Genomic DNA, 22,020 nt, shown 5'->3' on the forward strand with positions numbered 1-22,020 from the left:
GCGGCGCCGGCGAGTCACGACGAACCCTCGACCAGGTCGGTGTACGTGGCCAACAGCCGGTCGGCGATGACGTCCATGCCGAACTCGCGGTGCACCGTCGATCGGCCTCGCCGCCCCATCTCCACGGCCCAGGAGCGGTCCCCGAGCAGGGCCCCGACCGCGGCTGCCAGCGCGGGGGCCGTGGGATCGCTGACGATTCCGCTGCCGGTCCGGCTGACGGTTGGTGCCAGCCCGCAGTCGTTCGAGACGACCACGGGAACCCCGACGGACATCGCCTCGAGCACCGACATCGGATACGGCTCGCGGACAGACGGAAGGACGTACACACTGGCCGCGGCCATCCGACATGGGACTGCGGCCGACTCGAGCGCGCCCTCCCAGACGATCCGCGGGTCAGCCCCGATCGACCTGCGCAGTGCTGTTCCCTCACCCTCGTCGGGCCCGACCAGTGTGAATCGCGCATCGACACCGCTGTCCAGCAGGAGTCGTGCCATCTCGACAAACGCAGTCGGACGCTTTCGCGGATGCATGCGGGCGGCGAAGAGCACCTCCGGCGTGCCGGAGTCGACGGCGTTCGGGGTCGAGTGCGGCACCCCGTTGCCGAGCTCCATCAGTCGCAGCGATCCTCCCCCGACGGCGACGAGTTGTTCACGCTCTGTCGGAGTCAGGTAGAACACGGTTCCGGCACCGCGGAGCACTTTGTGTGTCCACACCGCGTCCAACGGGCCGGCGAGCGGATGTCCGGACGGCGCGACCATGCCGTGAGTCTGCAGTGCGTAAGGGGCCCCGTAACGCCGCGCTGCCACCGCCAGCGGCAGCACCACGAGGTCGCGGCCGAGGTGGATGTGGACCACGTCAAACTCGGCGCGGTGCCTGCGGAACCAGCGTCCAAGCCCGGGCGCACCGACGCCCGCGAACCCGGTGCCGGGGACTAGAGTGCGGGCGCGGAACAGCCGAACCGGGACCTCGCCGAGCATGGTCGGCACGACCGGATACCCGCGAGTGCCTGCCGCGATGATCGTCTCGTGTCCACGGCGAATCAGCTCCGCACTCTGGTTCAGCGCGACGCGGGCGGGCCCGCCGTACGCCCCGTCTGGGCTGATCAGCGTCACCACCTGCAGGATTCGCACGAGACTCAGCCCGGCGCGACACTCGGTTGGGGGGGCCGAACGGAGCACCCGGGCGGAATATCGGACGACACCACCGACATCGCGCCGACCACCGAGTTCGCGCCGACAGTGACGCCACGCAGGACCATCGACCTGGCGCACAGCCACGCGCCGTCCTCGATGACGATGGGCGCATTGTCGAACTCGAAGGTCGGCGACCTGCGGTCATGGCTACCCGTGCACAGGTAGGCGTACTGGGAGATGCACACGTCGGAGCCGATGACTATGCGATCGATGTTGTAGAGGTCGGCCCCGGTCCCGATCCAGGAATCGTTGCCGATCGACAGCTTCCACGGCCATTGGACATTCACCCGGTGCTTGATCAGGACACCCTTACCGACCTCGGCGCCGAACCAGCGCAGGGCGGCGCACCGCAGTCGGTTGGGACACCACACCTGCGTGAACAGCAGAGTGGATGTCGCCACCCAAAGGCACTGTGCGAGAAATCCACGACCCTTGTCGTAGGGACGGCCGCGCCGAGCAGCCAACGACCGAGTCGATCGCGTGCTGGCCATGCGTACCTCCCCCGGTCGGTGACCGACTGGTTCAGCAGACAACGGCTATGAGATTACGCCCGCCGTGTGTCGGGAGCCACTAGTGTTTGAGTCACGCCCCGGCATAGCCGTGAAGGGGATGACTCATGGCCGGTATCGGATTCGCACCGGCCCGGACGTTCGCGGAATTACAGCGCGCGCGGCGGGCCGTACTGGCACAGGTCGCCGTATTCGCCGCCGGCGCCATATCTTTCGTACCGATCGCCAATTTCACAGTCACCGGGTTGTCGGTGGTGTGCCTACTGCTGGTGCCCGGATTTCTGCTGATGAAGCATCGCGGGATCGAGTTGGTACCGCTGGTACTCGCCGCACTGGGGTGGATCTCCTACATTGTGTCCGGCTTGGTCAACGGGGTCAGCATGCTGTGGCCGAATGCCATTGCGCCAGCGGCATTTTCTCTGTATCTCGTCGGGCTGACGGTCATCACCGGCCGGGCGGTGGCGTCGATCGCCACGGCCCTCGCAGGGGTTGCTGCGGGTAGCGTGGTCTTCTTTCTGATCCGCGGGATCGAGCTGACCCGGACCGGGAGCTTCCTGGACCTCTGGAAGTACGGCATCGCGCAGTCCGTGACGATTCTCATCCTGTACGGAATGGCGAGGAAGGCGCGCCTACCGAGGTTCGCCTTCCCTGCAACACTCATGCTGCTCGGGCTGGCCAGCCTCGGCCTCAACTTCCGTTCGCATGCGGCGATCTGCCTCGTTTCGGCCGCGATCGTGCTGACCCGGCAGATCGTCGGATCCCGGATCCCGCGCGGTTGGCAGTTCGGCGGGATCGCAGTATTCGGCATCGCCATTGCCTACGCAATGCCGATCGTCGCCCGCGCGGGAGTGTTCGGACCGGCTTTGCAACACAAGACCCTCGAGCAGCAGGCGACCCATCTGCCACTGCTGCTCGCCGCTCGAACCGAGCCGCCGATGTCGATCACCGCCATCCTCGAACGCCCCCTGCTCGGTTGGGGCAGCGCGCAGAAGCTGACGCCGGATCTGTACACCGCGGCGGAACATCTCGCCGTCCGGATGGGCTTCGCGCCCACCTTCCCCTTCGAGCTCTACTGGCGCCTGCCGCCCCGCGACTATTCGGCTATGCACTCGATCGTGCTCGGGTCTTGGGTCGAGGGCGGCGTACTGGCGGCTCTGCTCCCACTGTGGCTGCTGGTCGCCTGCTGCGGCCTGGTGTGGAACCTCGAGCGGTACGGAGCGTGGGCTCCCCTGGTGGTGACCATTGCCGTGCAGGGCATCTGGGACCTGGTGTACTCGCCGTGGACGTACAACACGCTCCCTGTCTACGCATGCATCGCGTTGTTCTACTCGGCGGCCCACTTCGTCCGTCCCGTCGTCGGGGACACCGGTCCACCATGACCCGGCCGGCCGTGACACCGCGGGTCAGTGTCGTGATCCCAACGGTGGGGCGGGCATCACTCGCCCGCGCCGTGCGGTCCGTCCTCGATCAGACGTACCGCCCCGCAGAAATTCTCGTGGTGGCGGACACCGATGCCCCGCTGTCGCTGCCGGCGGATGAGCGGATCGTGCAGCTCAGGCCGGGCGTGGGCGCAGGCCCGGCACGGTGCCGACAATTGGGTATCAACGCAGCGACCGGCAGGGTGATCGCGCTACTGGACGACGACGACGAGTGGCGCCCCGACAAGCTGCGCCGGCAACTTGACGCGGTCGCGGCCTGCGCCGGAGACCAATGGATTGCCTCGTGCCGGATGGATGTCGAGGGTCCCGGTGACCGGCGGCGGACGTGGCCACGACGGATCATCGAACCCGGCCAGTCGGTGGCGGAGTACCTCTTCCGTTTCACGGACCTGACGTTCGGCGGCGCGGTCCTACAGACATCGACGCTCTGCTTCCCCACCGAGGTCGCTCGCAGGGTGCGGTGGGACGCCGACACCGGCGCGCCGCACGACGAGCCGAGCTGGTTGATCCGGGTTCAGGCGGCCATGCCCGGCGTGCACTTCGTCCAGCTCCCCGATGTGCTCAGCACCTACCACGTAGACGGCGAGTCGCTCTCGCGCAGCACTGTCGACCGCACCGATGCGTACATCGGCTGGGGCCTGCAATATCTGAGCGGCGAATCGCCGCGAGTGCGGGGAGACTACCTCTGCACCAGCCCGGTCAGCGCCGCTGTGTCGGCTCGATCAGTCAGGGGTGTGCGACATTCGATCTCGGCGGCGCTGCGCCACGGCCGGCCCGGCCCCTGGGCGCTCGGCTACGCGGCCATGAACACGGCGCGGGTCCTCACGTTGCGGGCGCGAGCGGCGGTCCGGCCAGCGGAACGGCGCCCGGCGACGGCACAAAGCCCGTGACCGTGCAACCAGTGCCGGCCAGCCAGCTCGCGCCCGAGGAGAAGCGCGCGCTGGTTCGCGGCACCGTGTACCGCATCGTCGGTACCCCGGTCGTGGCGGCCCTCGGCCTGGTGAACACCGCCGTCATTGTGCGGGAAACCGGGGAGGCCGTGTTCGGCCTGGTGTCCCTCGTCGCCACGGTGACCCTGTTGTTCCCCTTCGCCGACCTCGGGATCGGGGCGGTCGTCCTCAACGCCAGCGCATCGCTGCTCGGTGCGGGCCGGGACGCGCACGAAGTCGACGTCATCCGTCGGGCCTATCGGGTGTTGTTCGTGGTGGCCGCGGCGCTGGTCTTAGTCGCGCTCGCCGTGATGGCTGTCGACGGCTGGGGATCGCTCATCGGGTTCTCGAGCGGCCCCGACGACCGGTGGGCGATCACCGTCGCCGTTGTCTTGTTCGCGCTCACGATTCCGGCGGGACTGGGCGTACGCATCCTGATCGGAATCGACCGCAATCAACTGGCAACGCTTGTGTTGATGAGCAGTGCCGCATTCTCCCTGATGTTGACGCTGCTGCTGTATGCGTGCGGCGTCGACGGTATCTGGTACGCGCTGTCGGCGTTGGGCGGGGTGCTCGCTGGGCACCTGATCGGCACGGCGGCGGCGCTGCGCCTGTCCGGCCTGGGTTGGTCGGCGTTCGCGCCGGTGAGCGACTCCTCTGCCCACACACGACTGCTCGAGGGCAGCCTGTGGCTCTTTCTTGTGGGGGTCGGGCTGCCGGTCGGGCTGCAGACCGGTCGGATCCTGCTCTCGCACCTGTCCACGCCCGCGGAGCTGTCCGAGTATGCACTGATGGCTCAGATGTACGGGGTCGGCTGGTCGGTGCTCTCGACCGCCGGCATGGCCTACTGGCCGGTCTTCGTGAAGCGACGCGGCGCAGCGGAGACAACGGTCCGAATCTGGTGGCGGCTCACGGCGGCGTTTACGGCCTTCGCCACGATTGCCGCGGTCGGCATGACGACACTCGCGCCGTGGGTGGCGTCGATCCTTTCGGGCGGGCGGATCGAGGTGTCCGCCGCGCTTGCCCTCGCATTCGGCGTCCTCCTGGTGGCCCAGTCCATGCACCTCCCCGCGAGCGTACTGCTGACCAGGCCCAACGAGGCTAGGTGGCAGGCGTGCTGGATCGCGGCGATGGCGACGGCGAGCCTCGGCGTCGGCGTCGTGGTCGCCGGACCGTTCGGCGCCGTCGGGGTGGTGTGTGCAGCGGCGCTGGGAGTTCTTGCTGCTCAGGTACTTCCGGACCTGTTGTGGGTACCGACCCTGGTTCGCCGGCGACCCCGTGCGCCTGCAAGCCAATGAGGGAGGCTACTCGTCCTGACTGCCGGCGAGTGGCCGAGCGAGCGGGGCGACGACGGTGACGCCGGCCGCGACGTCATGAATCACCGTGGCGTTCGCGCCCACGGTCGCGTTGTCGTGCAACGTGATCGGACCCAGTACCACGGCCCCTGCCCCGACTCTGACGTGGTCGCCGAGCGTGGGCCGACCCCTCGCGTCGTGCCCGATGGTGACCTGTTGGTTGATCCAGCAGTATTCACCGATGGACTCGGCGGTGACGATGGTTCCGACGCCGTGCTGGATGAACAGTCCGGGGCCGATCCGCTCGGCGTCGAGCGTGAGCGTCGACTCCGGCCGGTACAGCGTGCGGAGAACGAAACGCAGCACCGGGTGGGCTGGACGGAGTCGGTAGTGGACGAGGGTGCGGAACTCGGGCAGTGCGCCGGCCAGGTAGGCGAATCGTGCGTAGCGGTCGAGTTCCAACAGGGCCTGGCTGCCGATGCAGTCGAGCCACCGGTCGACGTCCAGAGCGACAGTCGCCGACATTCCCGAGCGTTTGACGGCCCACCACAGCGGACAGGCCCAAATACGGGCAGCACGGATCAGGACTGCCCGTCGACCGCCGGAGGTCATCACTCGATTCTAGGGTTGACGAGCGGGGGCGGGCGGGACAATGGATTCATGGCACTTCAACCGATACCGAGAGATGCCCGCCTCTACATTGCAGGTCACCGGGGGCTCGTCGGATCGGCGTTGTGGCGGCACTTCGCAGGCTGCGGATTCCACAACCTGGTCGGGCGGACGTCGACGGAGTTGGACCTTCGTGATCAGGTGGCAACGACGGCATTCTTCACCGAGACGCGACCGGACGTGGTGATTGCTGCGGCCGCCAAGGTGGGCGGCATCGCCGCGAACGCGAATCGGCCGACGGAGTACCTGTCCGACAACCTACGAATCCAGGTCAACCTTCTCGACTGCGCTGTGGCCGCGGGAGTCGAGCGGTTCCTGTTCCTCGGCTCGAGTTGCATCTACCCCAAGTATGCCGATCAACCGATCCGCGAGGATGCGCTGTTGACGGGCGCACTCGAGGAGACCAACGAGGGCTACGCGATCGCCAAGATCGCCGGTATCGCGCAGATTGCGGCCATCCGCAGACAGCACGGGCTGCGGTACATCTCCGCGATGCCGGCCAGCCTCTACGGCCCAGGTGACAACTTCCACCTCCACAACAGTCACGTCCTCCCCGCCCTGATCCGCCGGTTTCACGAGGCTGCACGCGAAGACTCTGATCATGTGACCTGTTGGGGCACAGGAAAAGCCAGGCGAGAGTTCTTGCACGTGGACGACCTGGCGCAGGCCTGCCATTTCCTGCTCGACAACTACGACGAGGACCAGCCGATCAATGTGGGTACCGGATCAGACCTGACGATCGCCGAGTTGGCGCACTTGGTCGCCGGGGTCGTCGGCTATCGCGGCGAGATTCGATGGGACACCGACAAACCGGATGGCACGCCACGCAAGGTCCTCGATGTGCAGCGGCTGAGCAGGCTTGGCTGGAAGGCGAGCACCCCGCTCGACCAGGGCGTGCAGGCGACATACGAGTGGTACCGCGCGCAGCAGGGCGCCCACCCAACCTGAGGATTCCGGTTCACCGCGATTCGACACCCCAGCCTGGCAGCGTAGGCCGGTCGATGCAGGGGGTACCGCCGAGTTCGAGTGCCCGGATATCGGCCGCCACCATGATCTTTGTCAGTTCCGGGGCCAGCACCTGAGCCTTCCAGCCCAGCTCCGACTGGGCCTTCGACGAGTTGCCGATCACCGCGTCGATCTCCGTTGGGCGCAGGTAGCGGTCGTCGAATCGAACGTACTCCTCCCAGTCGAGGCCGACGTGCGCAAACGCCAATGCGAGGAACTCACGCACCGAACAGCCAAATCCGGTCGCGAGCACGTAGTCGTCAGGGGCGTCGGCGTGCATCATCCGCCACATGCCCTCGACGTACTCGGGCGCGTAGCCCCAGTCCCGCACCACGTCGACGTTCCCGAGGTACAGGTGCCGGTCGAGACCGGCATGAATGCGGGCCACCGCGCGGGTGATCTTGCGCGTGACGAAGGTTTCGCCGCGCCGCGGCGACTCGTGGTTGAACAGGATGCCGTTGACGGTGAAGAGCCCGTAGGCCTCCCGGTAGTTGCGAGCAGTCCAGTACGAGAACAGCTTCGACACGCCGTACGGCGACCGCGGATGAAACGGGGTGTCTTCGTTCTGCGGTGGCGGTGACGACCCGAACATCTCCGAACTGGATGCCTGGTAGAAGCGACAGTTCAGGTCGAGGTGCCGGACGGCCTCGAGCAGCCGGACAGTGCCCAGACCCGCGGTGTCGGCCGTGTACTCGGGTTCGTCGAAGCTGACCCGAACGTGTGACTGTGCCGCCAGGTTGTACACCTCGTCGGGCGCGATCCGGGACAGCAGTGTGATCAGCCGAGCGCCGTCCACCAGGTCCCCGAAGTGCAGGAACAACCGAGCGCCGGGCGTGTGCGGGTCGACGTACAGGTGGTCTATCCGGGTGGTGTTGAAGGTCGAGGCACGACGAATGATTCCGTGCACCTCGTAGCCCTTGTTCAGCAGTAACTCCGCCAGGTAGGAGCCGTCCTGACCGGTGATTCCGGTGATGAGCGCACGCCGGGTCATCTGTGCCCCTCCCCCATTCGGACCCGCCGGGCCCCCGCAAGATCCCGGACCCATTCCTCGTATCGGTCCAGCGCCGTGCCCTCGGAAAGGGTGGATGCAACGTAGCGACGGCCGGCTTCGGCGAGCCGCCGAGCCACCGCCTGATCGGTGCCCAGGCGCACAGCCTCGCGGAGCAGTAGCTCCGGCCGGCCTGCCGGCACGCAGATCCCCGCGCCCGAAGCGGCGACCTCGTGCGCGGTGAACCCGGTGGCATCGGTCGCGGCGAGTACGGGTACGCCCGAGGTGAAGTACGAGGTCAGCTTGCTGGGCACCGCCATCTGCGCGACCCCGGGCCGCTCGTTGACCAGTAGTACGTCCGCAGCGCCGAGGGCAGCCGGGAACTCGCGTTCGGGAACCGGAGGCAGGAATTCGAGTGCCGCGATGCCGACCGCCTGATCCCGGAGCCTGGCGCGCTGGTTGCCATCTCCGAGCAGGACGAACCGGACCCGGCGTTGGTGGTCGCCGGCCATTCGGGCTGCCTCGATCACGTTCTCCAGTCCCTGCTTTGCGCCCATGTTGCCAGCGTGCAGTACCACGATGTCGTCGTCACCCCAGCCACGCGCGGTGCGGAAGGCGGCACTCGCGAGGGGATCCGCCGGTGCGATATGGGTCCAGTTGCGGATCACGCGAATCCGACTCCGATCGACGCCCAGCCTTTCAACCAGGTCAGTTGTGAACCCGCTGTGAATGACCACGACGCTGTCTGCGCCCCGTGCGGTAGCCGACTCGAGGGCACGAACGGCACGTGCTGGGGCACCCGACATCGCCTCCGTCTCGACGACCGCCCGGCTGTACACGTCATGGATGAGCAATCCGACTGCCGGCCGTCGCCGCGTCAACCGTGCGCGAGTGGTGGCCATCGCAGCGGCGAGAAGCGGGGGGCTCACACAAACCACCACCTCAGGCCGATTCCATCCGGCGGTAATGAGCTGCAGACCGAAGCTCAGTTCCATCGCGGCACGACCTCGGGCGGAGTTTCGCGCCGGCACGGAGTGGTTGAACCGGCGGACCCGTACGGTTCCTTGATACTCCTCGGACCGCAGGCCCGGGTATCCGTCCGCGCGCCGCCACTGCGGATAATGCGGATACCCGGTCAATACCTGGACATCGTGTCCGCGAGCGGCGAGACCGGTCGCGAGTCCGGCCGTGTACGGCGCAATTCCGGTCGACTCGGGTGCATAGTTGATCCCGAGGACGGCGAGTCGGATCCGCTGACCGGTCACAGTTACCGAGCGTAAAGGCTGACGGTATCGAAAGGGACGATTAGCGAGTTGTTCTGCCTTGGTCCCGAATGTTCCCCATGCCGAGGACCGGCCAGAGCTGATAGCGTGGTCACGCCATAGACCTGAGGTGGCATCGACATGCAATCGACTCTTGCGCCTCAGCGCGTGCTCGTTACCGGGGCCGCCGGATTCATTGGATCCCACCTGTGCGCCAGACTGCAGGAACTGGGCGCCGAAGTACACGGCGTGTCTCGGCACGACCGCGCAAGCGACAGCGCCTGCTGGTGGCAGACCGACCTCGCCGAGTATCCGGCTGCACACCAGTTGATGGAGGAAGTTCGACCCGATCTCGTATTTCACCTGGCAGGCGAGGTCAATGGATCGAGAGAGTTGGCCCTGTTCCCGTCGACAACACGAAACAACCTGTTGTCGACGGTCAACCTGTTGACTTCGGCGTGCGAAATCGGCGGACCTCGCGTGGTCCTGTCTGGGTCGGCAACAGAGCCCAAGCCCGACCAGATTCCAACGTCTCCGTATGCAGCCTCAAAGGCGGCAATTTCGATATATGCACGCATGTTTCACGCCTGCTATGGAATTCCGGTGGTGAATCTCAGACCTTCGATGGTGTACGGGCCTGGACAGGGCGACTACGAGAAACTCATCCCGTACGTGACTCGGTCTCTTCTGCGCGGCGCTGTCCCCCAGCTGACCAGCGGTGTTCACGAGTTCGATTGGGTGTACGTCGACGATGTCGTGGAAGCCTTCATCGGGGCGGCATCGACCGACGACATCGCGGGGGAATCCCTCGATGTCGGATCCGGCGAACTGGTCTCGGTTCACTCGATTGTGGAGCGGATCGTTCGACTGGTCGACGGAACGACTCAGCCACAGTTCGGAGAGGTCCCCGACAGGCCGCGGGAAACCTCGCTACTCGCTGATGTTCAGCGTACGCGGGAGCTATTGGGATGGCAGGCGCGAACCTCCTTGGACGACGGCCTCGCCACGACAGTCGAGTGGTACCGGGAACGTCACATGTAGTGACGTCAGGAGATAGCAGCGAGTAACCTGTGTTGTCGTGCAGTCACATTCGGCCATACCCCGAGCGGACGTCGTTGTCCCGTTCGCGTGCGAGATGGTCGACGACGCGGCCAGCCGCGAATTCTGCCGGCCACCAGACCAGACGCTGTCTGCGCTCGCCCGCGACGAGCGATTCGGCTCGCTGCTGGTCACCTTCTCATGGGGCTCGTACGTCCCATCCGCCACACGCCGCCGGCAGGTCCGCCTCGACGAGCCGCCGACGGTCGCCGGGCGCGACGCAGTTCGGGTCCGGCCGCACCGGCTGCGAACGGTCGATGCGATCGATCTGCGCACCGTCGAGCGGTCTCACCTGTGGTGTGGAGCTCCGCTCGGACGGGCAATGACCCACGCCCGGGGCGAGCACGAGCCCCCGCCGAAGTCGGCTGCGCCAGCCACATACCACGCGTTCGTGGCCGCGTTCTGCGACGCGCCATGACATTGGTGAGCGGGCGCCGGCGCCGCAGCCTGCGAAGAACTGCAGCGGCGGTCTGCCTTCTGCTCTGCACAGCCATGGCAGGCGGCGTGCCCGTCTACGTCCGACCGCAGATCGATCCGCTGCGACCCGCCGACGCGATCTTCATCTTGGGCGGGGCCGACACGAGCCGATACCCGTTCGGCATCGGGCTTGGGCTGGAAGGCTGGGCGCCCCACGTGGTTGTATCGAATCCGGTGGGGGAAGACAACCGCTGGTTGACGCACGCCTGCAAGGTGCCACCCCCTGGGATCGACTTGGACTGCTTCGTTCCGGATCCACCCACAACCCGAGGCGAGGCTCGCGAACTGCGCCGCCGAGCCGAGCAGTACGGCTGGCGCCACCTCATCGTCGTGACCTTCACGCCGCACATTTCCCGCGCCAGGTTCATCCTGCAACGCTGCTTCGACGGAGACCTGACCATGGTGGCGAGCCCGGGCGACATATCCGCTCCGAGATGGGTCTCCGAGTACGTGTACCAGACCGCGGGGTACCTGAAGGCAGTCGCGCAAACAGGTTGTTGACGGCGAGACGAGCTTCGGGGGCGCAGGCGACCGATCGATCCCATCCCGCAACACGTTTGAGCCAGATCTCGCGCCGGTAGGGGTAGCTGGCGTGAGGACAGAACGTGCTTCGAGTGCACCACGGCCTGCCGGTTTGCGCATGAAATGCACGCGGCGGCGTTGCCAGGCCGACCAGGTAAACTTTTGCACCACAGCATCTTTCAAAACCGCACGGGCGTCGGAGACGACCAGGCGCACCCCAGCAGGCCGCGGCCACGCAGTCCGATCAGGAACTCCCGCCAGAACTCGAACGACCCACTGTCCCCGACTGCGGTGCCGAGAGCCTCACGGGTCCCGTCGATCGACACCCCGGCCGCCACCACCAGAGCCTGGGAGACCGCGTGCGCGCCCCGGCACGTCCACCTCCCTGATCCAGGGGCCTTGCCCATCCGGTGGCGACGTTCGAGCAGGGACAGGAAGAACGACCCCGAACGCAGCTTCGCCGATCTTCAACTCGACATCGCCGCTGGTCGTCGACACGGTCTTCGTTGCGGTGCGTGGCGCGGGCCTCGGAGCGGCCGGCACATGCGCGACCAGGGCTTCGAAAATACCCTGTCGCAATCCTCGAAACGAGGACTAAGCTCAGCGAATGTGCGGCCAACCAGATCTCGGACGGTTGTGAGAGTCCATGACTGAGCCCCGAATCGGTATCGTGATCGTCACCTACGACAGTGCCGACGTACTGCCGGGCTGCCTGAACTCGCTCGTCCAGGGGCAACGCGGGGTCGAACTCGCCGCGACGGTGGTCGTCGACAACGCCTCCGTCGACAATTCGGTGGCTGTCGCCGAAGCATCTCGAGTGACCACGGTCCGGATGGGGCGCAACGCGGGCTACGCCGCCGGATTCAACGCTGGTGTTGCCGTCCTCGATCTCGATGCGCTGGACGCAGTCTGCGTCCTGAACCCGGACTGCCGACTGCGCCCCGGAGCCCTCGCCGCACTTGCTGATGCCGTGCAGCGTCCTGGCTACGGTATCGCAGCCCCGCGGCTCGTCAACCCCGACGGAACCCTGCAACCGACTCTGCGCAGGATGCCCGCAGTCCATCGGGCCGTCGTGGAGGCGGTGGTCGGCGGCAGCCGGGCCGGACGATTCGGAGAACTGATCAAAGCCCCGGAACCGCACGCCACACCCGGCCCCGCCGCCTGGGCCACGGGGGCCGCCCTCCTGATGTCTGTCGAGGCGCTGCGCACCACCGGTGAATGGGATGAGTCGTTCCTCCTCTACAGCGAGGAGACCGACTTCATCCTCCGGGCCGCGGACCAGGGCTGGGCGCTCTGGTACGAGCCTGCCGCCGTGGTCGAACACCTCGGCGCCGCCTCCGGATTCAGCCCCGCACTGGCCGGCCTGATCGCTGTCAACAAGATTCGCTTGTTTCGACGCAGGCGTCGGCTCCTTGCAACAATTGCCTATGCACTCGCTGTGACCGCAGGTGAAGGAGTCCGGGCTCTGGCCGGGCGCCCGTGCTCGCGAGCCGCGTTCATCGCGTTGGTCCGTCCCTCCCAGCGCCTCACCAGTTTGGCCGGTGGATGACCCACCGGCGGGAGCTGCGGGTCGGGACAATCGGTCTGGTTCCGTACGAGCGGGTCGATTTCGAGGCGTGGCACCGCATTCGGAACGCGGTCGCAGAACTAGACAGCCCGTACTTTCATCCGGGTTTCGCCGGGGCGGTGCACGCCACCGGCCGGACCGTGCACGTCGCGGTGATGAAGGGTCTCGACGGGGAGGTCAGCGGCTTGTTGCCTGTGCACCGACACCGATCGACGTTGGCGCCCGTGGGATGGCCCGCTGCCGATTTCCAGGGTCCTTTGTTGGTGGGAGGGGCGAGCTTTCCGGTTCGGGGGCTGTTGACGGGCGGGGTGAAGACGTTCACCTTCGATCACCTGGTCACCGGGTTGGCTGACTTCGCCCCATGGATCGAGAGTTGCCGCACTTCGCCGTATCTCGATGTGTCGGGTGGGCTGGACGACTACCTAGGGCGCGCCTCGCGGGGGGGCAGGGAGAATATGGGACAGGCGCGGCGGCACCTGGCCAGGACCGAGCGCACCTACGGGCGGGTGACGTTCACAGCGGACGACCCGGACCCGGCGGCGCTGGCTCGCTTGATCGAACTCAAGCGGGGACAGTACGCGGCGACGGGCGCGCGCGACTACTTCGGGAAGCCTGCGCGGGTCGATCTGATGTCACGGCTGCTGCACACGCGCGACCCCAACTTCGGCGGAGTGCTGTCGACGTTGTACGCGGGGCCGCATCTGATCGCAGCGCATTTCGGCTTGCGATCTGACAGGGTGCTGCACTGGTGGTTTCCGGTCTACGACCCGACGTTCGCACAACTGGCTCCAGGCTGGATGTTACTGCGCGAGTTGGTGATTGCTGCCCCAAGTCTGGGGGTGAGGCGGATCGATCTGGGTCGCGGTGAGGACGAGTACAAAAGGCGGGCAAAGACCGGAGAGACCACGGTGTGCCAGGGAGTCGTGACGCGCAGCCTCACTCGCCGAGCTGCGAGGGCAGGAGAGGCCGCGATCAAATCCTCGCCCCTCGCACCGGGGGCGCGGCGCCTCGTCAGGGCGCTAAGGGCGCGTACCTGAATGCGACGTGTATCCATTCGCTGCAGGCTTCGGGTCGGTCGTTCAATACGCGACACGGCACGATTGGTCAGCCAACCATACGGGGGCTCTGTCCTCGGTGCCGCATTCAAACCCGATTCCGACGATGCCCGTAACTCCCCAGCACTGAACGTGGCGGAGCAGATTCAACTGCAGGGTGCGACGACGGTGAACGTGTACGACCCCAGGGCGATGGACAATTCGCGAGCGCTGTTCCCCACCTTGAACTACACGACGCGCGCGGCGGAGGTGTTCGAGGGCGCTGACGCCGTACTGGCGTGACCGAATGGCGGGAGATCCGTGCCACCCGCATCGCACTCGAGCATCTCGGCCTGTTCGCACTCTGGGAGTTGTTCGCCCTCTGTCTGATCATCGGTGTCGCAGCGCGTTTCTGTTCGGCGAAGTGTGGCGTCACCGTAGACGTTTCCGGAGGCCGGAGACGGCCCGCCGCCGTTGCATTGGTGTCGAGGATGGTTAGCTGTTGTCCGACAACAGTTGCCCTGCAATGAGTTCCGCGATCGGGAGCGCCGAGGTCGCGGCCGGCGACGGCGCGTTGAGCACGTGCACCGAGCGAGGTGTCTGCTCGATCAGGAAGTCGTGCACCAGCGTCCCGTCGCGCTGCACTGCCTGCGCCCTGATCCCCGCCTCGCGCGGCAGCAGATCGGCCAGGGTCAGCTCGGGACAGTACTTTCGGCACCGGGCGAGGTACCCGCGCTTGAACAGCGAATCGCGCAGCTCGCCGAGGCCGGTACGAACGTTCGCGCGTGCGACCCGGTAGGTGCCGGGGAACCTCGCGTACTCCCAGACGTCCCCTCCGTCGAAGCTGAATTTCCGATACCCCTCGCGGGCCATCCCGAGCACAGCGTTCGGGCCCACCGTGAGCCGGCCCTCGACCGTCGGACTCAGGTGCACACCGAGAAACGGCAGGTCGGGATCGGGAATCGGGTAGATCAGGTGATGCACCAGCTTCGAGCGGTGCGCCGGAAGCTGGTAGTACTCGCCCCGGAAGGGCACGATCTGAAAGTCCGTGCGGATCCCGGCGAGCCGGGCCATCCGATCCGCCTGCAGGCCCGCGCACACCACCAGGCGCCGGGCCGACCACGAACCCGCCGGGCTGTCCACCACCACTCGATCCCCCGACTCGGCGATGCCGACAACCTCGGCACCGAGGCGGACCTCGCCGCCAGATGCTCGGACGATGTCCGCCAGGACCTCGGTGACCCTGCGGTAGTCGACAATTCCGGTGGTGGGCACGAACAACGCGCCGACGCCGGTGACCGCCGGTTCGGTACGCCGCAGTTCGGCACCGTCGAGCACCTCCACGTCCAGCCCGTTGGCCTGGGAACGCTCGTACAGCGCCCGCATTCGCGCGTGTTCGACGGCGTCGGTCGCGACCAAGAGCTTGCCGCGCACGTCGAAGGCGATGCCGTGCTCGGCGGCGAACTCCTTCGTCAACTGAGCCCCACGCCTGCTCAGCTCCGCCTTGAGGCTGCCCGGCTGGTAGTAGATGCCCGAGTGGATGACGCCGCTGTTGTGCCCGGTCTGCGCGGCGCCGAGCCTGTCGGCCTTCTCCAGCAGGAGCAGGCGGACACCCGGCCGCCGGCGCAGGATCTCCCGGGCGGTGGCGACTCCGACGATGCCCCCGCCGATGACGCAGTAGTCGTACATCGACACCCCCACATTGTGCGGTGGAAAGCTACTCTGCGATCCAGTATCGCGCCCACGCGTCCGTGTCGAGCCGCCCCGGCTCGATCCCGTCCGCGTGCGCGGCAACTTCCGTCGCCCGGATCCGCGCCACGAACGTCAACACCGTCTTGCGCACCCGGTCCTCGGCGCTATCGCCCAACCGCACCACACGAAGCTCCTCGGGCACCAAGTCCGCCGGCAGCCCAGCCTTCGTCGCCCGCTCGATCACCTTCTCCGCCAGCGCGAGCGCGGGCTGCGCCATGGCGATGCCGTCGATGCACGACGCCCTGGCCTTCTCCGCGGCCTTGGCCACCTCCCACGCGGCCTCCTGGTCTGCCACGTCGATCGGTCCGGTGTGGCCATTGGTCAGGTGCGGGCTGCGCCTTGCCAGTTTGGTGACCAGGGTGCGTGCGACGTCGTCGACGGTGAACTGGCCCGCCGCCTCGGCGATACGCGAGTGGAAGAGCACCTGCAGCAGCAGGTCCCCGAGTTCCTCCCGGACCCCTTCCGGGTCCTCCTCCTGGACGGCGTCGAGCAGCTCGTAGGTCTCCTCGAGCAGGTAGCGGCGCAGCGAGTCGTGGGTCTGGGTGACCTCCCAGCCGCCGAATCCCCACAGTCGGTCCATCACCTCGACCGCCTCGAGCAGCCCCTCCCCCGGCGACGGTTCGACGGCCACCACCGCTTCGCCGGAACCGGTCCGGTGCCGCACCGCGGCGCTGTCGCGGTCCATCGCCACCAGCACCAGGGCGCCGGGCTGGTGCGGCAGCCGGAGCACCTCACGCACCTCGGCGGGCACGTCCTCCGCGTACTCCACCGGCCCCCGCAGCAGCGGCACGGCCTTGGCGGGCACCACATCGGGCCGACGCGGGTCGAGCAGCACCACCGTCATCGCGTCACGCACTCACGTCGACGGCGCCCGCGGCCTTGCCGTCCATCGCGAGCAGGAAGTCCGCGATGTACTGCAGCAGCTCCACGTCCCGCACCCGGTCGGCGCCGATCCCGCCGGAACCGGTGCGCGGCAACGGCATCTGCACCATCCCGGTGGTGGCCCGGTACTGGGCGCTCGGGTAGATCCGCTTGAGCCGCAGCTGCTTCGAGTCGGGGAGCTGCATGGGCGCGATCTTGAGCTGCGTCCCGGCGACCGAAACCTCCTCGATGCCGTACTCGCGGCACAGCAGGCGCAGTCGGGCGACCGACACCAGCCGCTGGACCTCCTCCGGGAGCGGGCCGTAGCGGTCGACGAGCTCGTCGATGACCGCGGCGATCGCGTCGGTGTCAGCCGCCGCCGCCAGTTTCCGGTACGCCTCGAGCCTGAGCCGGTCGCTGGTCACGTAATCCGGTGGGATGTGCGCGTCCACCGGCAGGTCGATGCGCACCTCCTTCGTGGCCTCCTCGGTGGTGACCGGACGGCCGTCGGCGATGGCCCGGTATGCCTCCACCGCCTCGCCGACCAGCCGCACGTACAGGTCGAAGCCGACGCCCGCGACGTGACCGGACTGCTCGGCACCCAACACGTTTCCGGCGCCGCGGATCTCGAGGTCCTTCATGGCGACGGCCATGCCGGCGCCGAGGTCGGAATTCTGCGAGATGGTCGCGAGCCGGTCGTAGGCGGTCTCGGTGAGCGGCTTCTCCGGTGGGTACAGGAAGTACGCGTAGCCGCGCTCGCGGCTGCGGCCGACCCGCCCGCGCAGCTGGTGCAGCTGCGACAGGCCCAACGAGTCGGCCCGCTCGACTATCAGGGTGTTCGCGTTGGAAATGTCCAACCCGGTCTCGATGATCGTCGTGCACACCAGCACGTCGAACTCGCGCTCCCAGAAGCCCTGCACGGTCCTCTCGAGGGTCTCCTCGTTCATCTGACCGTGCGCGACGACCACCCGCGCCTCGGGCACGAGCTCCCGAAGCCGCTTGGCCGCCTTGTCGATCGAGCTGACCCGGTTGTGCACATAGAACACCTGGCCGTCCCGCAGCAGTTCGCGACGAATGGCCGCCGCCACCTGCTTGTCGGCGTAGGCGCCCACGTAGGTGAGGATCGGGTGCCGCTCCTCCGGCGGGGTGAGGATTGTCGACATCTCGCGGATCCCGGCCATGCTCATCTCGAGCGTCCGTGGAATCGGCGTGGCCGACATCGTCAGCACGTCGACGTGCGTGCGCAGCGCCTTGATGTGTTCCTTGTGCTCGACGCCGAATCGCTGCTCCTCGTCGACGATCACCAGACCGAGGTCCTTCCAGCGGATGGCGGTCTGCAGCAGCCGGTGGGTACCGACCACGACGTCGACCTCGCCGTCGGCCATGCCCGCGATGATCTCCTTCGAGTCCCCCGCATCGGTGAACCGGGACAGCCCGCGCACCTTGACCGGGAACGACGCCATCCGCTCGGTGAAGGTCTGCAGGTGCTGCTGCGCGAGCAGGGTGGTCGGGACGAGCACGGCCACCTGTTTGCCGTCCTGCACGGCCTTGAACGCGGCGCGCACCGCGATCTCGGTCTTGCCGTAGCCGACGTCACCGATGACGACGCGGTCCATCGGGACCGGCTTCTCCATGTCCGACTTGACCTCGCTGATCACCGTCAGCTGATCCTGGGTCTCGGTGAACGCGAACGCGTCCTCCATCTCGCGCTGCCACGGCGTGTCCGGGCCGAACGCATGACCGGGCGCGGCCTGCCGGGCCGCGTACAGCTGCACCAGCTCACCCGCGATCTCCCGAACTGCCTTGCGCGCCTTGTGTTTCGTATTGGTCCAGTCAGACCCGCCGAGCTTCGAGAGCGCGGGCAGCTCGCCGCCGACGTAACGGGAGAGCTGGTCGAGGGACTCCATCGGCACGAACAGCCGGTCGCCGGGATGGCCCCGCTTGCTGGCCGCGTACTCGATGACGAGGTACTCGCGCCGGGCCCCGCCGACGGTGCGCTCGACCATCTCGACGAAGCGGCCGATGCCGTGCTGGTCGTGCACCACCATGTCGCCCGCGGAGAGCGCGAGCGGATCGACCTGGTTGCGCCGCTTGGCGGGCAGTCGCCTGCCGTCGCCCACCGCCGCCACCCGGTTGCCGGTCAGGTCCGACTCGGAGATCAGCACCAGGCCCGGGACGTCGTCGGAGCCGGCGAGCACCAGGCCGTCGTGCAGGCTGCCGCACAGCACACTCACCTGGCCGCGGGCGGGCGCCGCGCCCGGTTCGAGGGCCGCCACCGGCACCTCCGCCTCGGCCAGGCGCTCGCGCACGCGCAGCGCGGTACCGGCGCCGGCGACCACGATCGCGGCCCGCCCACCGGTGCTCACATGAGCACGCAGCGAGACGAACAACTCGGCGAGCAGGTCGTCGGAGCCGCGGACCTCGGGCGCCTGTTTGACGTCGAGCACCAATTCGTCGGCGTTGCCGGACGCCAGCGGGCTCACCGTCCACCACGGACGGCCCCGTGCCTCGACGCTCTCCCGCACGTGCCGCAGCGAGCGGTAGGCCGACGCCGCCAGGTCGATGCCGGCGCCGCCCACGCTCGACGTGTCCAGGGTGGAGGTGTCCAGCGGGGCCGCCGCGCCGATCGAGGCCGCGGTCCAGGACGCCTCCAGGAACTCCTGGCCGGTCCGCACCAGATCGGTTGCGCGGGTTCGGATCTTCTCGGGATCGCAGAGCAACACGTGGGTGCCCTCGGGCAGCACGTCGGTGAGCAGTACCAGCTCGCCGCCCTGCAGCACCGGCAGCAGCGCCTCCATGCCCTCCACGGGGATGCCGGCGGACAGCTTGTCGAGCATCTCGACCAGCGCGGCGTCTGCCTGGTTGTCGGCGGACAACGCCGCGGCCCGGTCCCGGACCAGTTCGGTGAGCAGCAGCTCACGACACGGCGGCGCGATCAACGCGGCCACCTCGAGCTCCGGCAACGAGCGCTGGTCGGCCACCGAGAAGGCCCGCAGCTCGGTCACCTCGTCGCCCCAGAACTCCACCCGCACAGGATGATCGGCGGTGGGAGCAAACACATCCAGGATGCCGCCGCGGACCGCGAACTCGCCGCGCTTGCCGACCATGTCGACCCGCGTGTAGGCCATCTCCACCAGCCGCTGGATCAACCCGTCGAACGGCGTCTCGGTACCGACGCGCAGGGTGACCGGTTCGATCTCGCCGAGGCCCGGCGCCATCGGCTGCACCAGCGACCGCACGGTGGTCACCACCACCCGCAGGGGCGGGCCGTAGTCGGCGTCGTCAGGACGAGCCAGCCGGCGCAGCACCTGCATCCGTCGTCCGACGGTGTCCGCGCCCGGGGACAGCCGTTCGTGCGGCAGGGTCTCCCAGGACGGGAACTGCGCAACAGCGGCGCCGAACACCTCCTGCAGCTCGGCGGTGAGGTCGTCGGCCTCGCGTCCGGCCGCGGTGACCAGCAACAGCTGCGCGTGCTCGGCGATCGCGGCAGCGACGAACGGCCGGGCCGGCGCGGGTGCGACGACGGCGAGGTCGGTGCGGCCCAGCGCCGCGCGCACCCCGTCGAACGCGACGTCCGCGACAGCCGTGGCGAACACCCCCGCCAACGGGTAGGGCGACGGATCCGTGACTGCCGGGCTCGGGTCGTGCGGAGTACGGGAAGGCAACGTCGATGCTCCTGAGCTTGCCGAACGGGTTTCGGACGCCGCGCGGACGACCACAGTGGATTCTAGGCCCGGGTACCGACAGCCCGCGCTGCCCGGTCAGCGACGGGAACGTCGCGCCGCGAACTGCCGGAAGTAGGGAACCTTCTCCTCCCCCACCAACGCCGGGAGCATGTAGTACCAGGCGCGTTCCATCCGGGCCGGGAGCTGATCGAGCGTCCCGGTCGCGTGCGCCACCACGCGTGCGCCGAACAGCGTCTCGAAGGTGAAGATCCCGATCGCCTCCGCATCGGCGTCGGGCACGATGTCGCCCTCCGCGACGGCACGAGCGGCCAGCGCCACCTGGTACTTCTGCCACGTCGCGACGACGTTGTCGCCCGTCCCGCGGTGATCGCCGATCTCGTGGTGCAGACGGAACATCGCGGCGACGACGGGATCCGCGGCTGCCACGTCCGTGACCAGGTAGGACAGGCCGATCATGACCTCCAGCGCGGGATCTCGCATGTCGGCCAGCGGCGCGCAGGCCGCGTCGAGCCGTCGGCTGCCCTCGTCGATCACGCCGCGAGCCAGATCTTCTTTGGACGCGAAGTGGAAGTACAGCGAGCCCTTCGTGACACCCGACGCGGCGATGATCTCGCTCAGATTCGCCGGCGCGTATCCCAACCGCGCGAACACCTCGGCCGCCGCGAGCAGGACCGCGTTCCGGGTCGCCTCGGCCCGTTCCTGCCTGACCATCCACCCCGCCTCTGGTGACCGACTACCTGTCGAATGTGGTCGAAACGTAACACCTGACTGGTGAACTTCCCCCGATTGCGACTGCGAGTCGAGCTAGGGACGGACTCGGCAGTACGGCGCCTGGATTGTCTGCACCATCGACGTCAGGAACCCACCGGACCACCGGCTACTCCCCGAGCTGCGGGTTCTCCTCCAGGTTGGTCAGGCCGTTCCAGCACAGGTTCACCAGGTGCGCGGCGACTACCTCCTTCGACGGGGAGCGCTCGTCGAGCCACCAGGTCGCGGTGGTGGCGACCATCCCGACCAGCGCCTGCGCGTACAGCGGGGCCAGCGCCGCGTCGAACCCGCGCCGCGAGAAGTCGCCCGCCAGGATGTGCCCGACCTGGCTGACCGCCTCGTTGAGCAGGCTCGAGTAGGTGCCCTCCTTGGCCGCGACCGGCGAGTCACGGACCAGGATCCGGAAACCGTCGGTCCGTTCCTCGACGTAGGTCAGCAGGGCCAGCGCGACCCGTTCGACCCGGACCCGGGAGCGGTTCTGGGTCAGCGAGGAGGTGATCATCTCCAGCAGCGTGGACATCTCCCGGTCCACCACCACCGCGTACAGCCCCTCCTTGCCGCCGAAGTGCTCGTAGACGACCGGCTTGGAGACGTTGGCACGGGTAGAGATCTCCTCGATCGACGCCGCCTCGTACCCCCGTTCGGCGAACACGCTGCGGCCGATCTCGATCAGCTGCTGCCGGCGCTGGGTGCCGGTCATCCGGGTCCGGGCCGGTCGGTCGGGAGTGGCCTGCGGTGGTCGGGACATGTCGGCCAGCCTATCGGCCGGTCGGGTATTTTCGGCGATGCGGTTCGACCGATTCGGCGCGCGCATGCGAAGATCGTGGGCGCACAGCGGGCGCGTCGGCCCAGGGTTGATAGCGCTCCGCTGTCGCAATGATCCGCCGTAGTGTAATGGCAGCACCTCTGATTTTGGTTCAGATAGTTCAGGTTCGAGTCCTGGCGGCGGAGCGCGAGAACGACGAC

General features: G+C 67.7%; 18 protein-coding genes, 1 tRNA gene and 2 pseudogenes. 10 read left to right on the forward strand and 11 right to left on the reverse strand.

The genetic code is table 11. The features are described 5' to 3' along the window. Positions 1 to 14: 14 nt before the first annotated feature. The gene (locus RT2_RS13760) at positions 15 to 1,130 is read right to left on the reverse strand and encodes a glycosyltransferase (RefSeq protein ID WP_072845359.1); all 1,116 of its coding nucleotides are present in this window, start codon (positions 1,128 to 1,130) and stop codon (positions 15 to 17) included. A 5-nt stretch (positions 1,131 to 1,135) separates the two neighbouring features. Further along, positions 1,136 to 1,594 carry an LbetaH domain-containing protein gene (locus RT2_RS13765; RefSeq protein ID WP_307718214.1) on the reverse strand — a complete coding sequence of 153 codons (459 nt, stop codon included), beginning with the start codon at positions 1,592 to 1,594 and terminating at the stop codon, positions 1,136 to 1,138. Between the two features lie 215 nt (positions 1,595 to 1,809). On the opposite strand from RT2_RS13765, the gene RT2_RS13770 reads away from it, so the two are divergent. From RT2_RS13770 to RT2_RS13780, 3 genes are read left to right on the forward strand one after another with little or no spacing between them, the layout of a single operon-like run. Further along, complete coding sequence (locus RT2_RS13770) at positions 1,810 to 3,081, forward strand: hypothetical protein (protein WP_245709466.1); 1,272 nt, start codon at positions 1,810 to 1,812, stop codon at positions 3,079 to 3,081. Further along, a complete protein-coding gene (locus RT2_RS13775) occupies positions 3,078 to 4,031 on the forward strand; it encodes a glycosyltransferase family 2 protein (RefSeq protein WP_245709465.1) in 954 nt (317 codons plus the stop codon). Before RT2_RS13770 ends, RT2_RS13775 begins: the two co-directional genes overlap by 4 nt. Then, the gene (locus tag RT2_RS13780) at positions 4,028 to 5,368 is read left to right on the forward strand and encodes a lipopolysaccharide biosynthesis protein (protein WP_245709464.1); all 1,341 of its coding nucleotides are present in this window, start codon (positions 4,028 to 4,030) and stop codon (positions 5,366 to 5,368) included. The genes RT2_RS13775 and RT2_RS13780 overlap by 4 nt, the downstream gene beginning before the upstream one ends. A gap of 6 nt (positions 5,369 to 5,374) precedes the next feature. On the opposite strand, the gene RT2_RS13785 is transcribed toward RT2_RS13780, so the two are convergent. Further along, positions 5,375 to 5,890, reverse strand: a complete 516-nt coding sequence (locus tag RT2_RS13785) for a serine O-acetyltransferase (protein ID WP_092776311.1) — start codon at positions 5,888 to 5,890, stop codon at positions 5,375 to 5,377. A 135-nt stretch (positions 5,891 to 6,025) separates the two neighbouring features. Between RT2_RS13785 and RT2_RS13790 the strand changes: the two genes are divergently transcribed. Continuing rightward, the gene (locus RT2_RS13790; RefSeq protein WP_072845362.1) at positions 6,026 to 6,982 is read left to right on the forward strand and encodes a GDP-L-fucose synthase family protein; all 957 of its coding nucleotides are present in this window, start codon (positions 6,026 to 6,028) and stop codon (positions 6,980 to 6,982) included. A gap of 10 nt (positions 6,983 to 6,992) precedes the next feature. Here RT2_RS13790 and gmd read toward each other — a convergent pair whose 3' ends face one another. After that, the gene (gene gmd / locus RT2_RS13795; RefSeq protein ID WP_072845363.1) at positions 6,993 to 8,030 is read right to left on the reverse strand and encodes a GDP-mannose 4,6-dehydratase; all 1,038 of its coding nucleotides are present in this window, start codon (positions 8,028 to 8,030) and stop codon (positions 6,993 to 6,995) included. Further along, positions 8,027 to 9,292 carry a glycosyltransferase family 4 protein gene (locus tag RT2_RS13800; RefSeq protein WP_245709476.1) on the reverse strand — a complete coding sequence of 422 codons (1,266 nt, stop codon included), beginning with the start codon at positions 9,290 to 9,292 and terminating at the stop codon, positions 8,027 to 8,029. Before RT2_RS13800 ends, gmd begins: the two co-directional genes overlap by 4 nt. A gap of 138 nt (positions 9,293 to 9,430) precedes the next feature. On the opposite strand from RT2_RS13800, the gene RT2_RS13805 reads away from it, so the two are divergent. Continuing rightward, on the forward strand, positions 9,431 to 10,330 hold the full coding sequence (locus tag RT2_RS13805) for an NAD-dependent epimerase/dehydratase family protein (protein ID WP_072845364.1): 900 nt from the start codon (positions 9,431 to 9,433) through the stop codon (positions 10,328 to 10,330). Positions 10,331 to 10,891: 561 nt separating this feature from the next. Then, on the forward strand, positions 10,892 to 11,365 hold the full coding sequence (locus RT2_RS13815; RefSeq protein WP_245709463.1) for a YdcF family protein: 474 nt from the start codon (positions 10,892 to 10,894) through the stop codon (positions 11,363 to 11,365). A gap of 104 nt (positions 11,366 to 11,469) precedes the next feature. On the opposite strand, the pseudogene RT2_RS13820 reads toward RT2_RS13815, so the two are convergent. Next, a pseudogene (locus tag RT2_RS13820) lies at positions 11,470 to 11,890 on the reverse strand (transposase); the annotation flags it as partial. Between the two features lie 142 nt (positions 11,891 to 12,032). Here RT2_RS13820 and RT2_RS13825 point away from each other — a divergent pair. The 3 genes and pseudogenes from RT2_RS13825 to RT2_RS13835 form a co-directional block, all read left to right on the forward strand. Further along, positions 12,033 to 12,935 carry a glycosyltransferase family 2 protein gene (locus RT2_RS13825; RefSeq protein ID WP_072845367.1) on the forward strand — a complete coding sequence of 301 codons (903 nt, stop codon included), beginning with the start codon at positions 12,033 to 12,035 and terminating at the stop codon, positions 12,933 to 12,935. Then, complete coding sequence (locus tag RT2_RS13830; protein ID WP_072845368.1) at positions 12,932 to 13,990, forward strand: GNAT family N-acetyltransferase; 1,059 nt, start codon at positions 12,932 to 12,934, stop codon at positions 13,988 to 13,990. The genes RT2_RS13825 and RT2_RS13830 overlap by 4 nt, the downstream gene beginning before the upstream one ends. Before the next feature lie 87 nt (positions 13,991 to 14,077). Further along, positions 14,078 to 14,310, forward strand: a pseudogene (locus RT2_RS13835) (UDP binding domain-containing protein); the annotation flags it as partial. Positions 14,311 to 14,482: 172 nt separating this feature from the next. Here the strand turns inward: RT2_RS13835 and lhgD are convergent. The 5 genes from lhgD to RT2_RS13860 form a co-directional block, all read right to left on the reverse strand. Continuing rightward, on the reverse strand, positions 14,483 to 15,676 hold the full coding sequence (lhgD, locus tag RT2_RS13840) for an L-2-hydroxyglutarate dehydrogenase (protein ID WP_072845424.1): 1,194 nt from the start codon (positions 15,674 to 15,676) through the stop codon (positions 14,483 to 14,485). Positions 15,677 to 15,704: 28 nt separating this feature from the next. Beyond that, complete coding sequence (locus tag RT2_RS13845) at positions 15,705 to 16,583, reverse strand: nucleoside triphosphate pyrophosphohydrolase (RefSeq protein ID WP_072845425.1); 879 nt, start codon at positions 16,581 to 16,583, stop codon at positions 15,705 to 15,707. Between the two features lie 4 nt (positions 16,584 to 16,587). Next, positions 16,588 to 20,157, reverse strand: coding sequence for a transcription-repair coupling factor (mfd, locus tag RT2_RS13850; RefSeq protein ID WP_371851168.1), 3,570 nt, complete (start codon positions 20,155 to 20,157; stop codon positions 16,588 to 16,590). Positions 20,158 to 20,361: 204 nt separating this feature from the next. Then, positions 20,362 to 20,997 (reverse strand): ScbR family autoregulator-binding transcription factor, encoded by a 636-nt coding sequence (locus RT2_RS13855; protein WP_072845370.1) that lies wholly within the window; start codon positions 20,995 to 20,997, stop codon positions 20,362 to 20,364. Between the two features lie 166 nt (positions 20,998 to 21,163). Next, positions 21,164 to 21,802: a TetR/AcrR family transcriptional regulator gene (locus RT2_RS13860; protein ID WP_174556713.1), complete on the reverse strand. Its 639-nt coding sequence runs from the start codon at positions 21,800 to 21,802 to the stop codon at positions 21,164 to 21,166. A gap of 132 nt (positions 21,803 to 21,934) precedes the next feature. Between RT2_RS13860 and RT2_RS13865 the strand changes: the two genes are divergently transcribed. Next, positions 21,935 to 22,005, forward strand: a tRNA-Gln gene (locus RT2_RS13865). Positions 22,006 to 22,020: the final 15 nt, after the last annotated feature.

Source organism: Rhodococcus tukisamuensis NBRC 100609 (genome assembly GCF_001894985.1).
GTDB classification, from domain to species: Bacteria; Actinomycetota; Actinomycetes; order Mycobacteriales; family Mycobacteriaceae; genus Rhodococcus_G; species Rhodococcus_G tukisamuensis.